We start from the raw sequence: 15273 nt of genomic DNA on the forward strand, positions 1-15273 counted from the left end.
CTCAGTTCTGGCCCTCACGCCAGGCGCGCAGGCTCTCCACCTTCTTCATGAGGGTGTCGAACTTCTCGGGGGTGAGGGACTGCTGTCCGTCGCACTTGGCGTGGGCGGGATCGTTGTGGACCTCCACGATGAGGCCGTCGGCCCCGATGGCGGTGGCCGCCAGGGCCAGGGGCTCCACCATCCAGTACATGCCCGCCGCATGGGAGGGGTCCACGATGATGGGCAGGTGGCTCATCTGCCGGATGGCGGGGATGGCGGAGAGGTCCAGGGTGTTGCGGGTGTAGGTCTCAAAGGTGCGCACGCCCCGCTCGCAGAGGATGACGTTCTCATTTCCGGCGGCCATGATGTACTCGGCGGACATGATCCACTCCTCGTAGGTGTTGGCCAGGCCCCGCTTCAGGAGGACGGGCTTGGAGAGCTTGCCCACCTCCTTGAGCAGGTCGAAGTTCTGCATGTTCCGGGCGCCGATCTGCACCAGGTCCACCTTCTCCTCGAAGAGCTCGGCATACCGGGGGGCCATGATCTCAGAGACGATGGGCAGTCCGGTGGCCGCCTTGGCCTCCAGCAGGAGGTCCAGGCCGCTCTCCCCCATGCCCTGGAAGGAGTAGGGGGAGGTGCGGGGCTTGAAGGCGCCGCCCCGGAGCATGGCCGCGCCGGAGGCCTTCACGTCCCGGGCGATGGAGGTGACCTGCTCGGCGCTCTCCACCGAGCAGGGCCCGGCGATGACGGCGAAGTGGCCCCCGCCGATCTTCACGCCCTGCACGTCCACCACGCTGTCCTCGGGATGGAACTTCCGGTTGGCTTTCTTATAGGGCTCCTGTACCCGCATGACCCGCTCCACGTGGGGATTGATGGAGATCTTGTCCATGTCCACGGCGGTGGTGTCGCCCACCAGGCCCAGGATGCTGCATCCCACGCCGTTGGTGATGCCCACCTGGAGGCCCATCTCCTCAAAGCTGTGGGCCAGGGCCTGGATCTCCTGCTGCTGCGTGCCGGGTTTCATTACGACTACCATAGTATTTCCATCCTTTCTGTATCCGGGTCCTTCCGGCCCGTACACCTGTGCTTTACATAACAAAAGGCGCTCATTGATGAACTCAATGAGCGCCCACAAATTGCGGCAAAGAATAGACCTTCGGCAGGTCCCCCACTCATCTCATCCCTCTTATTTCCCCATGCCAAAAAAGCCGGCGCCCATAAATCGGGCCCAGCCAAAGGAAACAAAATAGGATGCAGTTGTGAGGGGCTGCTGTCTCATGGTTACTTCCTCACTTTAACAGGTTGAGGTCATTATAACCCCATTTTTCCGGAAATGCAACACGGAATTTTTCTTCTATCCCCGTTGTCCCCTTTATGCACGAAGGGCCGTCCCGGTGGGACGGCCCTCGTAGTCTGTCAATCAAGGGGATTTCTATGATCTGTGATGCAAACGCCTCGCAGAGTTCCGCCGTCTGCGGACGGCGGAAGAGAGTCAAATCGTTTTTTCCGGCGGCGTGTACGTCGGAAAAAACACTGCTCAGGCCGCAAGTGTTTGGCCCTTCGGGCCATGCGCGCAGCGGTCTGCATCCCCTCGAAAAAATGCTTGCATTTTTGAGATGCTTGTCGAACCTGTTCGACAAGCAGGCGCGCTTAGTACGCCACGCCCCAGTACACCATGTGCTTGGCGGGCTTGCCGCAGATGGGGCACACATCGCCCAGGTGCTCCTGCTCCAGGGGGATGCAGCGGGAGGAGACGCCGGCCTCTTCCTTCATCTTGAGCTCGCACTCCAGATCGCCGCACCACATGGTCTTGGCGAAGCCGCCCTGGCTGGCCATCTTCTCCTTGACCTCCTCCAGGGAAGAGCAGGCGTAGGTGTTGTCCTCCAGGTTCTTCTTGGCCTTGTCGAAGAGGCCCTGCTGCACCGCGTCCAGCATGGTCTTGACGGTCTCCTCGATGTTGTCCAGGGACACAAAGCTCTTCTCGCCGTTGTCCCGGCGGGCCAGCACGCACTGGTTCTTCTCCATGTCCTTGGGGCCCATCTCCAGGCGCAGAGGCACGCCCTTCATCTCGTACTCGGCAAACTTCCAGCCGGCGGACTGCTCAGAGGCGTCCATCTTCACCCGGATGCCGGCGGCCTTCAGGCGGTTCATGACGGCCTCGTTGGCCTCCAGAACGCCCTCCTTGTGCTGGGCCACGGGGATGATGATGACCTGGGTGGGGGCGATGCGGGGGGGCAGGACCAGACCGTTGTTGTCGCCGTGGGTCATGATGACGCCGCCGATCAGGCGGGTGGACACGCCCCAGGAGGTCTGGAAGGGATGGTGGGGCTTGTTGTCCTTGCCGGTGAAGGTGATGTCAAAGGCGGTGGCAAAGCCGTCCCCGAAGTAGTGGGAGGTACCGGCCTGAAGGGCCTTCTTGTCGTGCATCATGCACTCCACGGTGTAGGTGGCCTCAGCGCCGGAGAACTTCTCCTTGTCGGTCTTGCGGCCCTTCACCACGGGCATGGCCAGGTAGTTCTCGCAGAAGTCGGCGTAGATGTTGAACATGCGCTCGGTCTCGGCGATGGCCTCCTCGGCGGTGGCGTGCATGGTGTGGCCCTCCTGCCACAGGAACTCCCGGTGGCGCAGGAAGGGGCGGGAGGTCTTCTCCCAGCGCAGGACGGAGCACCACTGGTTGTAGAGCTTGGGCAGGTCCCGGTGGGAGTGGATGATGTTGGCATAGTGCTCGCAGAACAGGGTCTCCGAGGTGGGCCGGATGCAGTAGCGCTCCTCCAGCTTCTCCGAGCCGCCGTAGGTCACCCAGGCGCACTCAGGGGCAAAGCCCTCCACGTGGTCCTTCTCCTTCTGGAGCAGGCTCTCGGGGATCAGCATGGGGAGATATACGTTCTCATGTCCGGTCTCCTTGAACTTCTCGTCCAGGATCTTCTGAAAGTTCTCCCAGATGGCGTAGCCGTAGGGCCGGAGGATGAACATACCCTTGATGGAGGAGTAGTCGATGAGCTCCGCCTTCTTGCACACGTCGGTGAACCACTTGGCGAAGTCCACCTCCATATCGGTGATCTGCTCCACCTGCTTTTTGTCCTGTGCCATATTTTTTCTCAATCCTTTTTTGTCAGTTTGGTGTCGGTTCTCTTCATTTTATTCACTTCTTCCCCAAAAGTCAAGGCGCACCTGGGGAAAAGACGCGGCCCGCGGGGGCTGTAAGCCCGCGGGCCGCCATGCAAGCTGTGTTTTAGGTCCGGATGACCAGCGTGGCCCGGAAGGTCAGGCCGTCATAGGAGCCGTAAATGGTCACGTTCTGGTTGGTCTCGAACTGCCGCAGGGAGAGCTCTCCCCCCGTCACGGAGAGGAGCTGGGCGTCGGAGACATCCACGGTGATAACACTCTGGTCCTCGCCCCGCCGCTGAATGAGCATCTCCTCGCTGGAGGTGTTCACATAGAGCACGGTGCCGTCGATCTGGTTGGAGGAGACGGCGCTCTTGTCCACCTCGATGGAGAGGATCTGGTCTCCGTCCAGCACCATGGCAATCTGATAGCCCGGCTTGAGGGAGTCGATGGACACGGCCTTGCCGTCCTGGGTCACCGACACACCGGCGCTCACCCGGTAGGAGGCGGTTCCCCCGTCGGAGAGGGCCACCTCGATGAGGGTGCCACTGGTGTCCATGGTCACCTTCTGGATGATGCCGCTGGCGTTGGCGCTCTGGGGCGTGGCGTCGATGGAGCTGACCTCCTGGTAGCGCACGGTGACCACCACCGAGTCGCCGTTTTTCAGCCGGTCGATGGAGCTGCGCGCGTCGTTGCGGTAGACCTCCGGGGGATCGGTCAGGTCGATGTCAAAGGTGAGGACCTGTCCGTCCGCGCGGGTGACCTCCATCACCATGGGAGAGCCGTAGGTGATGGACGTGATGACGCCCTCCTCGGTGGAGGAGCCGGGATAGGCCAGGACCTCGGCGGCCTCGGTGCCCGAGAGGCGCAGGGTCACGTAGGCGTTCTTCTCCAGCTTGGAGAGGGTGGTGGCCTTGCCGTCATAGGTGATGACCGCGCCGCTGGCCACCGTGTAGGTCACGCTCTTCCCGCTCTTGAACTCGTTGATGGTGAGCTTGCCGGGGGTCTGGGAGTAGCTCACGCTGCGGATGGAGCCCTGTACATAGTCGGAGGCGGTATCCACATTCAGGGCGGAGACGGTGGAAACCTCGTCGTTGGAGACCCGCAGGGTCACATAGTCTCCCACATGGCCGGTGCTCAGCTTGCCCACCGCGCCGTTAATGGTGACCCCCGCTCCGGAGGGCACGGTATAGCGGGTCTTCACCCCGCTCATGCTGGTGACCTGCACCGTGTAGGACCCGTCGCTGTTGCTCTTCACCTCGGAGAGCAGGCCATTCTCCTGCCGGGTGCCGCCGGTGAGGCGCAGGGCGGCCAGATGGCCCTGGGCGTCCACCATGCACTCGGCCCGGGCATAGCCCGCCCCGTCGTCCAGCAGCTCCACGCCGCCGGTGGCGTTGCCCACCTGCACTTCGGTAAAGCGGTCGGCCCGGAAGTCGCGCACACCGCTGCCGGTCTGCACGGTGACAGTATGTCCCTCCATATCCGATACGCTGCCCGACAGCGTCTCCAGCGCGCCGCTGACCCAAACGGCGGTGGGGGTGCCGCTGCTGTTAAGCTTCACCCGGGCATAGGAGCCGTTTTTCAGGGCTCCGCCGGTGGACTTCATATTGTTCTCATAGATGGTGACCCCGGCGGGGAGGGTGAGGGTGCGCGCGCCGCTCAGGGGGCTCTGGATGGTGAGGACGGTGGTCCCGCCGCTACTCACCGAGGTGGAGGTGATGGTGCCGCCCACCCAGTCATAGGTGGTGTAGTCGGCCAGCTCCACTGTGATGCCCTTCTCCTTCATAAAGTCCATGGCACGGCGCATCAGAGAGGTCATCGAGGCACGGTTCACGCTGCTCTTGGGGAGAAAGCGGTTGAGCTCGTCCCCCTTGAGGATGCCGTAGTCGGTGAGGAGATACACATAGGGCCGCAGGTCCCGGGAGATACTGTCCTGGTCGGCAAAGGTCAGCTCGTACTCGGTCAGGCTCTCGGCCGCGCCGTCGATCTGCATGGCCCGGGCCAGGTAGAGGGCCACCTTCTCCCGGTGGATGGCGTTGAGCAGCCCGCTCCCGTTGGCCAGGGCCTTGAGCTCGGCGCTCGTGATGATTCCGGTCTCCAGGCACACCGCCAGATCGGGGGCCGCCCAGGTGAGCATATCGGCGGGCACGATCTCCTTCAGGGTATCCTCCCAGGCCTGGGCGATCTTGGTCTTGGTGGCGCTGTCGACGCCGGTCACCCGGGCACAGAAGAGCAGGGCCTCCACCGCGCTCATGGCGGCGTCGGGCTTGAAGGTCCCGTCGTTATATCCGCTGACCAGCCCCAGGGAGGAGAGATATTCCACATCGGCCTTGGCCCAGTGGCCGTTCAGATCGGTAAAGGTCGCCGCCGCCGCGGGCGCTGCGCTCAGACTCACCGTCATGGTCAGGGCCAGGGCTGCGGAGAGCCATCTTGTTCCTTTCATTCCATACACCTCCGGAAAATGACGTTGGGATGTTTCCAATCATCAGACGCATTTCAGCAGGGAAAGTTCCACTTATTTCAAATTATATCCGCTCTCCATATAAAAAGCAACCTGCCGGGGTCATTTTGTCCAAAAGGCCGTTCCTTCGACCGGAAAATACACGGTTGCGGCCGCCTATCTTCCTGTGATAAAATAAAATGCATATGTAACCACTTTGCGGTGCAAAAAAACACCTCATCCTATGGATCAGGAGTCTGTATATGAAGGATATTTCCGACAAATCCCGGACCTGGACCGCTGCCGCGCTGGTGCTGGTCTGTCTGGCTGTGATTGGATGTGCTACGGCCTATACGCTGCGTGTACTCCACCTGATGCGCTCGGATACCGACCAGTATCTCCTGGAAAATGCGAAGAACGCCGTTCTCACGGTGACCAGCCGGGTCGAAGAAGATTTTTATAACCTGAATCTGGCGGCCGAGACCTGCGCCAACCTGCCCGATCGGGAGAATCGGCTGACCCACCTGCGCAATCTGGCCGGTGGGCAGACCCTGGACAAGCTGGCGCTGGCCGAGCCGGACGGGACGCTCTACCTCACCAACGGCAATTCGTTTTCCATGGCGGGCAACTCCATTGTGGAGCAGGCCCTCCAGGGCTCCGAAGTACTGGCGATCAGCCAGGAATTCTCCCTGGACGACCAGACCGAGTATCTGGTGTACGCCGTGCCCATCGTAGGCCACGACAATTCCATTCTGGGCGCCCTCATCTGGCGGGACACCCAGCGGTTTGTGACCCACTGGTTTCCCCAGAACCAGTCCGACCGCATCACCATTGTAGAGTCTGACGGCTCCATCATTCTCTCGGAGCAGTGGGGCGAAAATGTCTTTGACCTTCTCTCCCGCACCGTGCCCGAGCGGGACTGTTCCCTGGATCAGCTTCGCTCTGACCTCTCTGAGGGCCGCCAGGGCATCTTTTACTATCACAACACGGTGGAGGAGGCGGCCATCACCTACTTCCCCCTTCCGTTCGGGAACTGGTTTTTGCTGCTGCGTACGCCGCTGGAGAGCATGAACCGCTCCCTCTCCCAGGCCATGCTGCTGGGAATCCTTCTGTGCTTCCTGCTGGGGGCGGCCTTCCTGCTGTTCCTGTACTTTTTCCGCCGGGCGCAGCAGCGGCATACCCAGCTGCTGGAGCAGCTGGCCTTCTCCGATCCCGTCACCGGGGGTGACAATGCCCTGCGCTTCTCCATGCGGGTGGAAAAGATCCTCCCGGAGGCCCCTCCCGCCTCCTATGTCCTGGTCAGCGCGGATATCCAGGCCTTTGGTCTGGTCAACCGGATCTTTGGAGAGAGCGCGGGGGACCGGGTCCTCTCCCACCTGTGCCGCTCCTTCCAGGACCGCCTCCAGCCCGGAGAGCTGGTGGCCCGGGACACCCAGGATCAATTCCTTCTCCTCCTTCACGCGGACCTTCCCGCCGCGCTGGAGGCCCGGCTGGAGGAGATGGCCCGCCATGTCAACCGCTTCAACGAGCACACCCCCACCCCCTACTATCTCCATCTCACCATCGGCCTGTGTCTGGTCAACGATCCATCCCATCCCCTCTCCGATCTGTTGGACCAGGCCAACCTGGCCCGGAAGCGGGCCCGGCAGCACTCCACAGACAAGCTCTCCACCTGTGCCTGGTACCGTCCGGAGGACCAGGAGCAGCGCCTGCGGGAGCAGAACATCTGCAATCAGATGGAGCGCGCGCTGGAGAACGGCGATTTCAAGATCTATCTCCAGCCCAAATTCTCCCTGGCCGGCCGCCGGGTGGTGGGGGCGGAGGCCCTGGTCCGCTGGCAGGACGGGGAGCAGGCCTTTTTCCGCCCGGACTCCTTTATCCCGTACTTTGAGCGCAACGGTTTTATCACCCGGCTGGACCGGTATATGTTTGAGCAGAGCTGTATCCAGCTGCGCCAGTGGCTGGACGCCGGGCTGAAGCCGGTGCCCATCTCGGTGAACTTCTCCCGGGCCAACCTGGCCGTGGGCACTCTGGCCGCCTATCAGGCCATCCAGGAGCGCTACGGCGTGCCCCCCTCCCTGTTGGAGTTTGAGCTCACCGAGACCATGATGGGGGAGAATCCCACCTTCTTCTCCGAGGTGGTGGAGGCCATGCATCAGATGGGCTTCCAGTGCTCCATCGACGACTTCGGCAGCGGCTACTCCACCCTCTATATGCTCCAGCAGGTCCAGGTGGACACCATCAAGCTGGACAAATCCCTCTTTGACGGGCTGCGTTCCCAGCCGGAATGTCCCCGCACCGCCATTGTGGTGGAGGCCGTCCTTCAGCTGGCCCGCCGCCTTGGCCTCAAGACAGTGGCCGAGGGGATCTCCACCCAGGAGCAGCTGGAATTTCTCAAGCACTATCCCTGCGACATGGTACAGGGATATTACTTCTCCCACCCCCTCCCTGCGGAGGAGTTCTGCCGGCGGTTCCTCCGCCCGGCCGACGCTCCGCCGGAAGTGGAAGTACCGTAAGCAAGCGGCCCGGGACGGTTTTTCCGTCCCGGGCCCTTTCTGTTTTCTCCTCAATTTTCTTCCAGCAGGCGGTCAATGGCCCTTGCCACACCGTCCTCCCGGTTGCTGGCGGTGATCCGGCGCGCCAGGGCGCGGATGGCCTCGGTGGCATTTCCCATGGCGATGGGCATTCCCACCGCCGTCAGCATGCCCCGGTCGTTGTCACTGTCCCCGATGGCGGCGCACTCCTCCAGCGCGATCCCCAGCCCTCTGGCCAGGGCGGCCAGTCCGGTCCCCTTGTCCACACCGGCGGGGACGATCTCAAAATTATAGGGCGCTGAGGAGGTCAGCTCCACATCGGCGTACTCTCCCAGCTCCGCCAGCAGGGGCGGGAAGGTCTCCGGCGCACCCTGGGCATAGATCTTGCTCAGGGGCAGCCCCTCCCGCTCCAGGACGGCGCCGGGGCTTCCCTCCACCCGCTTGCACCGGTGGAACCCGGCGCTGGGATAGGCGCGGAAGATCTCATCCCCCTTGGGATTGACCAGCAGCTCCTCCCCGGCGAAGAGCATAAGGCCCAGCTCCTCCCGCTCCAGCCGCTCCACCAGGGCCAATCCGGTCTCCCGGGGCATGTCCCACCGGCGGGTGTTGCGCCGCAGACCCAGATCGGCCAGGGCCGCGCCCCCTTGGCAGACCAGCACGCGGTCGCACCCGGCCTGGTCGGCCACATCCTCCGACTCCTGCCAGGAGCGGCCGGTGCACAGCACGACCTTCATCCCCGCCGCCCGGGCCCGGGCGATAGCCTCCCGATTGGCGGGACTCACCCGGCCGTCCGGACCGATCAGGGTCCCGTCAATATCCAGTGCGATGAGCCGATACATACCCCACGTCTCCTTTTCTCCGCTCCGTGCACTCAGGCTACGGCCAGCGCCAGCAGGCCGATCACCCAGAGATGCAGCGGGTAGAATCCATAAAACAGATATTTGGACGCCGCTGTTTTGGGTCCACGCTCCCCATTATAGAGCATCAGAAAGGGAATCGCCAGAACAAAGAGGAAATCGGAATTATATCCCAGCATGACCAGCGTCTCAAACCGGGTCGGATAGGGCACATAGGACAGCGCCAGCAGCACGGCCGAGCCGGCCAGCCACAGCCCGTTGCGCAGAGCGACCCGGTCCCGCAGGACGTAGGCCGTGAGCATAAAGGGCAGGACTATGATCCCTCCCTCTGCCAGAACGGCCCCCAGGACCAGGACGGCGGCCACACCGCCGATACACAGGACCTTTTTCCCCCGGTGTGGGGTGTTCCTCCCCTGCTCCAGGATGTTCAGCATCAAAACGCCCAGCGCCAGTGTGAAGAAGATGTTATTGGATATATACAGCCCCTTCGAAGCGCCCAGCATGTGATAGAGCGCATTTCCCGCCGCAGCGCGCAGCAGGGCCGATTGTAACAGGTCCGGTCATGCTCCGTCAACACACCCAAGGGAATCCATCGCTTTTCTTTATGAAAACGTAAGACATTCTCCCTCTACACGAAAAAACTGCCGCTCCCCGGAGTGTTCCGGAGAGCGGCAGTTTTGCTTCAGCTTCTCATGTTGGCGGCCTGATCCCACCCGTTCGGGAGGGCTCAGCGCATGGTATAGAGCATGGTGGCCACTTCGCCGCGGGTGATGGACTGGTTGGGATTGAGCTTGTTGCCGTATCCCGACACCACGCCCTGACCCACCAGGATGCGGACATAGTCCAGGGCCCAGGCGGGCACGTCTCCCGCGTCGGCCGCGGTGAGGGCGGGGGCCTCATACCCCTTGGCCTGGGTCCGGCCCAGAATGGTCATGACCTCCACACGGCTGATGTTGGCATTGGCGTTCAGGTAGAGCTTTCCGCCGCTCTCGCTGCCGCTGAGGATGCCCAGGCTGTACATGGCCTTGATCTCCCCCAGGGCCCAGGCGGGCGCCTGATCGGCGTCGGCAAAGGGCAGCTCCACATCGGCGTACTGCTCCAGATCCAGGTCCAGCCAGCGGGCCACCAGGGCGAAAAACTCGCCCCGGGTGATGTTCCGGTCGGGGGCAAAGGTGAGGGGCTCGCCCGGTGCCCCGGTGCCGGAGGTCACGCCGGTATCATAGAGGTAGGTGGCATACTTGGCCGCCCAGTGTCCCGTCATATCGGTAAAGACATTGGCATGCGCTGCGTCGGGGGCGATGTCCGCCGAGGCCCGGGCCAGATTGCCGCTGGCGTCGCTGGCGGTCACGGTGACCCGGTGGGCCTTCCCATCCGAGGCGGGCAGGGTGGCACTCAGGCTGTTGGTGCTCTCGTTCCAGGTCACCTCCAGGGGCGTGCCGTCATAGGTGGCCTCCACGTTTTTGGCGTAACTGGTCTTATCCACATCGTCGGTGACGGTGGCGGTGACCTGGCTGCCCGAGACCTTTACCGTCACATTGGGTGCGGCGTTGTCCTCCATCTGCTGGTTAGCGGTGGTCAGCTGGTCCACCCAGATGGTGCCCTGGCTCTGCGCCCCGCCGCCGTAGATGATGTTCAGTCCACTCAGCGCGGTAGCGCCCTGCGGCAGCTCCACCGAGATCTTCTTCCAGCCGGTGAAGTCCAGTCCGGTGAGAACCACAGGCTCCACCGCGGCTCCCTCGCCGCTGCCCACGGTCACGCTGGCGGTCAGGCTGTTGCCCGAGCCGTCGCCGTAGACCCACAGGTCCAGTCTGCGCTCCCCGTCGGTGATGGGCAGGTTCACGCTCAGGGCGGCGGTACCGTTCTGGGCGGCGTCATAGTCCAGACGCACGCTCTGGCGGCCAAAGCGCACGTGCTCCAGTCCGGTCTCGGGGGAGGCGGTGACGGTCTCGCCGCTCACAAAGGCGGACAGGTCCCCCTCACAGTTCTCCAGGGGCAGGATGTGTCCGGCCACGCTGACGGGGATGCTCACGCTCTTCCCGCCGGCGCTCACGGTGAGGGTGCCGCTGGCTCCCTCGCTCCCGGCGGTAAAGACGCCGTTGGGGTCCACGGTGCCCACCGCCGGGTCACAGGTCCAGGTATAGCTGCTGTCCTGGGAGACCAGGGAGAGCTTCCGGTAGACCGCGTCGGCCTTCAGGTTGACCTGCTCTCTGGGCGCCACATTGAGGGCGGTCACAGACTTTCCGCTGCTCTCATTCCGCAGGGAGATGGAGTCGGGGGTCTTGACCACCGTCATGGTGGCGCTCCCCTCCGCGCCGCCGCCGCTGGCGGTGACCTGGGTGGTGCCGCTCTCACTGCCGGCGGTAAAGAGGCCGTCTGTGGTGACCAGTCCGTCCCCATTCTGGATGAAATAGCTCACCGGTGTGGTGTCGCTCATGGGGTAGTAGGCGGTGTCCAGGGCCTGTGCGGAGAGCTGGATGCTGCTGCCCGCCAGGAGCATAGCGTCGCTGGGGGTCACATAGTAGGAGCCCAGGACGCCGGTGGCCGTCAGGGTGGTGGTGAGGAAAATAGCGGTGCTGTTGGCCCGCTGGGAGCCGCCCGAGGGCTTGTTCACCACGCCCAGGGTGCTCTCACCGGGATAGGTGGCGCCCAGGGTGGTGGAGCCGCCGCCGTCCAGAGCCACTGCCTCCACGCAGCCCAGCTCGATCAGGCGCATGGCCACCTGCTCCAGTGTCGCGCCCACGCTGTACCCGGACTGGTCCCCGTCAATGGTGTAGAAGACGACGCTGCCGTCTGCCTTCAGACCGATGGCGGTGCGGGCCCGGCGGGTCTTGGCGTTGGGGTCGTTGATGAAGCTGGCGTAGTCCACCTGTCCGGCGTTCACCAGGCGGCTGGGGGCGCCGGTGGCCTCCACCGCCTCGGTCCAGCGGGTGTCGCTGGTGGCAAAGTCCACCTCCACCGTGTCCCCGGCCTTGAGGGCCTTGAGGGGGGCGGTGGCCGCCTCGCCGCTCTTATTGTTGACCGTCAGGACATATTTCCCGCTGGGGATGGCGATGGAAGAGTTGGATTCCAGCACCTGGTCCACGGTGAAGGTCATGCGGCTCATGACCGCGGGGGCCTCCCGCCGGGTGAGGACCGCTCCGTCCTCCCGGGTGACGGTCTCGCCCACTCCGTCCAGCACCGGGGTGAGGATCACGTCCACGCCAGCGCTGGTGTTGTTGGTGGTGCTGCCGAAATCACTGTTGAGGAGCACATACCCGCCCGTATCGCTGCGCACCTTATTGAGGCCGCCGGCGATGTTGTAGGTCTGGCCCCCGAAGTTGGCCCGGACGGCGATCTTGGGCTGGCCGATGAAGGCCGTCCCGTCCTCCCGGAAGCCGATGCCGTAGTACCAGGAGCCGCCCCCCTGGGAGCTGTCGGCCGACGGGGTGGAGCGCAGGATGCCGTCGGTGATGATGACCCCCTCGGGCGCTCCGGTGGAGAAGGAGTAGTAGCCCCCGTTGATGCCGCCGACCACCCGTTTGCCCTGACTCTCCAGGGTCTTGGCCATGGTGGTGAGGGTCTCCCGGCTGGTGATGCTCTTGCCGTAGGCCATGGTGGGCCGCACGTCGGCGTTGGGGGTATAGGTCAGATAGTTCTCGGTGCGCAGGTCGGAATAGGTGTCGCTCCAGAAGATCTGGAAGTCCACGCCAGTCCCGGGGGAGAGTCCCACGCTGCCGCTGTGGATGTCATGTCCCAGCGCCACCGACGCAGAGGCCGCGGTACTCCCCACCATGACCAGGGCCATGGCCGCGGCGGCGGCGCGCTTGCTCCAAATGCTCATGTACAAAAAACCTCCTTGGCTGTTCACAGCCGGTCCAATCCCGATTCCTCACCGGCCGGAGAGACCCCCTCCGGCCAGGAAAAGGCGCCCGGGCAAACCGCTCCGGGCGCGCCAATACTTTGTTATGTTAACACATCGCCGCTCATTTGTAAACCGAAAGCCGTCTTTCTCCCCGATTTTCTCAGGATTGGCCCGGTTCCGTGTCCCGGACGTTCCGGCGCAGGCGGGGAAGCAGGGTGTCCAGGGCCGCCTTCTCCTGGATCTCCAGCAGGGCGCCGATGAGCTGGTTGGACACCAGGAACCCCTGGGGCGTAAAGTACCACCGCCGGTCCTGCCGGGCGGCCCAGCCCCGGCGCTCGTACTCCTCCAGCTTCTGCTCGATGGGGTCGAAGTTCATAAAATACTCCCGCCGGTACTCCCACTCCTCGATGCCCCGGGTGGTGCGCAGTCGGAGCATCAGATACTCCCCGCCCCGCTCCCGCTGGGGGATGAGCTCGGACTCGTCCACGATGTTCCCGCCGTGGAGCACCCCCTCGATATAGGCGTCCAGGTCCCGCACGAAGGAGTAGCGCCGTCCTCCGAAGTCGGAGTGGGCCCCCGGCCCGAAGCCGATGTAGGGCCGTCCCATCCAGTATTTCAGGTTGTGCCGGGACTGGAAGCCGGGCCGGGCGAAATTGGAGATCTCATACTGCTTGTATCCGGCCTTGGCCAGCCGCTCCACCATCCACAGGTACATGTCGGCCTGCATGTCGTCGTCGGGGAGGATCTCCCCCCGCTCCACCCGGGTGTAGAGGGGTGTCCCCTCCTCCACCTTCAGGCCGTAGCAGGAGAGGTGCTCCGGCTCCAGGGCCAGGGCGCTCTCCACGCTCTCTTTCCAGGCCTCCATGCTCTGGTGGGGCAGGCCGTAGATGAAATCCAGGCTCACATTTTTGATCTTGGCCTCCCGGGCGGCCTGGACCGCGGCCTTGGCCTGGGCAAAGGTGTGGGGCCGGTGGAGCCCCTCCAGGTCCCGGTCGCAGCAGGACTGCACCCCCAGGGATATGCGGTTGACCCCCGCCCGGCGCAGGCGGCAGAGCATCTTCTTCTCCACGCTGTCGGGATTACACTCCACGGTGACCTCGGCGTCCCGGGCCACGTCAAACCGGCGGCAGACCTCACCCAGCAGCTCCCGCAGGCGCTTCTCGCCGTAGTAGCTGGGGGTGCCTCCGCCAAAATAGATGGTATCGACCTGATGGCCTCGGGCCAGAGGGGCCGTCTCCCGGATGTGGGCGATCAGCGCCTTCTGATAGTCGTCCATCCGCCCCTCCCGTCCGGCCAGGGAGTAAAAGTCGCAGTAGTCACATTTTCTGCGGCAGAAGGGGATGTGGATATAGATTCCGAGTTTTCCAGCCATACAGGTACACCTTCCGATCAGGGTCTTTCTATTCTCTATATTTTTTTATTATACCCTGTTTCTCCCCAGTTGAAAAGCGTTTCCAGCTTCTTCCGTATCCGGCAGGGCGGCGGCCTTGACTTTTCCGCCCCCCCTGCTATACTTCATATACCTGCTCCCGCCCGGCCGGGAGCCCTTTGCACACAGGAGGAATCGGCATGGAAGATCATTCTCCCCGGCGGCTCACCCTCACCGTCTCCCCCGCCCAGGAGGGGAGCACCGTGGACACCCTGCTGCGGCGGACTCTGGGCCTGTCGGGCACCTCGGTGAAGCGGGCCAAGCGCGTGCCCGGCGGCATCCAGCTGGACGGCGTGCCCGTCTTTGTCACGGTCCGGGCCCGCTCCGGGCAGCAGCTCTCCGTCCTGGTGGGGGACACCGAGGCGGATGAGACCCTTGTCCCCACCCCCGGCCCTCTGGACATCCGCTATGAGGACGCGGACATTCTCCTCCTCAACAAGGCCCCCGGGGTGGCGGTCCACCCCAGCCCGGACCACTTTGACCATACGCTGGGTAATTTTGTGGCCTATTATTACAAAACGTCGGGGCAGATCGCCCGGTTTCGCCCGGTCAACCGGCTGGACCGGGGGACCTCTGGCCTCATGTGCGTGGCCAAGCACGCCCACGCCCACGAGCTTCTCAAGGAGCAGCTCCACACTCCCGCTTTCCGCCGGGTCTACCTGGCTGTATGCGAGGGGTGCCCCCCATCCGACCGGAGACTGGTGGATGCCCCCATCGGCCGGGCGGAGGACTCCCTCCTCTGGCGGGAGGTCCGCCCCGACGGCGCCCCCGCCCGCACCCGGTATGAGGTGCTCTCCCGGGGCGAGGGTCGGAGCCTGGTGCGCCTGGAGCTGGAGACCGGGCGCACCCACCAGATCCGGCTCCACATGGCCCACCTGGGCTGTCCGCTGACGGGGGACTTTCTCTACGGCCGGGAGGAACCTAACCTCATCCCCCGTCCCGCCCTCCACTCCTGGCTTCTCTCCCTGCGCCACCCCATCACCGGGGACGTGCTGGAACGGACGGCCCCCCTGCCCCCGGACCTGCTCCGCCTGCTGGAGATTTCTTCCCTCTCTCCCTCTCTTGAAGGCCCGGAGCGGGTATGATAG

General features: G+C 63.8%; 9 protein-coding genes. 2 read left to right on the forward strand and 7 right to left on the reverse strand.

The window, feature by feature from the left end:
• Position 1: 1 nt before the first annotated feature.
• The 3 genes from aroF to GPK94_RS02745 all read right to left on the reverse strand — a co-directional run bounded on the left by aroF (position 2) and on the right by GPK94_RS02745 (position 5527).
• Entirely contained in the window at positions 2-1015 is a 1014-nt protein-coding gene (aroF, locus tag GPK94_RS02735) for a 3-deoxy-7-phosphoheptulonate synthase (protein ID WP_101691653.1), read from the reverse strand.
• Positions 1016-1629: 614 nt separating this feature from the next.
• Positions 1630-3069 (reverse strand): proline--tRNA ligase, encoded by a 1440-nt coding sequence (gene proS / locus GPK94_RS02740; RefSeq protein WP_101691649.1) that lies wholly within the window; start codon positions 3067-3069, stop codon positions 1630-1632.
• A 142-nt stretch (positions 3070-3211) separates the two neighbouring features.
• Complete coding sequence (locus GPK94_RS02745; protein WP_195279352.1) at positions 3212-5527, reverse strand: S-layer homology domain-containing protein; 2316 nt, start codon at positions 5525-5527, stop codon at positions 3212-3214.
• Between the two features lie 260 nt (positions 5528-5787).
• On the opposite strand from GPK94_RS02745, the gene GPK94_RS02750 reads away from it, so the two are divergent.
• On the forward strand, positions 5788-8040 hold the full coding sequence (locus GPK94_RS02750; protein ID WP_215654307.1) for an EAL domain-containing protein: 2253 nt from the start codon (positions 5788-5790) through the stop codon (positions 8038-8040).
• Between the two features lie 50 nt (positions 8041-8090).
• Here GPK94_RS02750 and GPK94_RS02755 read toward each other — a convergent pair whose 3' ends face one another.
• From GPK94_RS02755 to hemW, 4 genes are all read right to left on the reverse strand, one after another.
• On the reverse strand, positions 8091-8897 hold the full coding sequence (locus tag GPK94_RS02755) for a Cof-type HAD-IIB family hydrolase (protein ID WP_215654308.1): 807 nt from the start codon (positions 8895-8897) through the stop codon (positions 8091-8093).
• 32 nt (positions 8898-8929) lie between these two features.
• Entirely contained in the window at positions 8930-9418 is a 489-nt protein-coding gene (locus GPK94_RS02760) for a TraX family protein (protein WP_215654309.1), read from the reverse strand.
• 224 nt (positions 9419-9642) lie between these two features.
• Positions 9643-12735: a phosphodiester glycosidase family protein gene (locus tag GPK94_RS02765; RefSeq protein ID WP_215654310.1), complete on the reverse strand. Its 3093-nt coding sequence runs from the start codon at positions 12733-12735 to the stop codon at positions 9643-9645.
• 181 nt (positions 12736-12916) lie between these two features.
• Complete coding sequence (gene hemW / locus GPK94_RS02770) at positions 12917-14128, reverse strand: radical SAM family heme chaperone HemW (protein ID WP_215654312.1); 1212 nt, start codon at positions 14126-14128, stop codon at positions 12917-12919.
• A 197-nt stretch (positions 14129-14325) separates the two neighbouring features.
• Between hemW and GPK94_RS02775 the strand changes: the two genes are divergently transcribed.
• Positions 14326-15270, forward strand: a complete 945-nt coding sequence (locus tag GPK94_RS02775; protein WP_215654313.1) for an RluA family pseudouridine synthase — start codon at positions 14326-14328, stop codon at positions 15268-15270.
• Positions 15271-15273: the final 3 nt, after the last annotated feature.

This window comes from Pseudoflavonifractor sp. MCC625 (genome assembly GCF_018784545.1).
Lineage (GTDB): Bacteria > Bacillota > Clostridia > Oscillospirales > Oscillospiraceae > Pseudoflavonifractor_A > Pseudoflavonifractor_A gallinarum.

Coding starts and splice junctions, on each gene's coding strand:
- proS (WP_101691649.1), bottom strand. CDS start 3,069: ATGGCACAGGACAAAAAGCAGGTGGAGCAGATCACCGATATGGAGGTG.
- GPK94_RS02775 (WP_215654313.1), top strand. CDS start 14,326: ATGGAAGATCATTCTCCCCGGCGGCTCACCCTCACCGTCTCCCCCGCC.
- GPK94_RS02745 (WP_195279352.1), bottom strand. CDS start 5,527: ATGAAAGGAACAAGATGGCTCTCCGCAGCCCTGGCCCTGACCATGACG.
- aroF (WP_101691653.1), bottom strand. CDS start 1,015: ATGGTAGTCGTAATGAAACCCGGCACGCAGCAGCAGGAGATCCAGGCC.
- GPK94_RS02750 (WP_215654307.1), top strand. CDS start 5,788: ATGAAGGATATTTCCGACAAATCCCGGACCTGGACCGCTGCCGCGCTG.
- hemW (WP_215654312.1), bottom strand. CDS start 14,128: ATGGCTGGAAAACTCGGAATCTATATCCACATCCCCTTCTGCCGCAGA.
- GPK94_RS02755 (WP_215654308.1), bottom strand. CDS start 8,897: ATGTATCGGCTCATCGCACTGGATATTGACGGGACCCTGATCGGTCCG.
- GPK94_RS02760 (WP_215654309.1), bottom strand. CDS start 9,418: ATGCTGGGCGCTTCGAAGGGGCTGTATATATCCAATAACATCTTCTTC.
- GPK94_RS02765 (WP_215654310.1), bottom strand. CDS start 12,735: ATGAGCATTTGGAGCAAGCGCGCCGCCGCCGCGGCCATGGCCCTGGTC.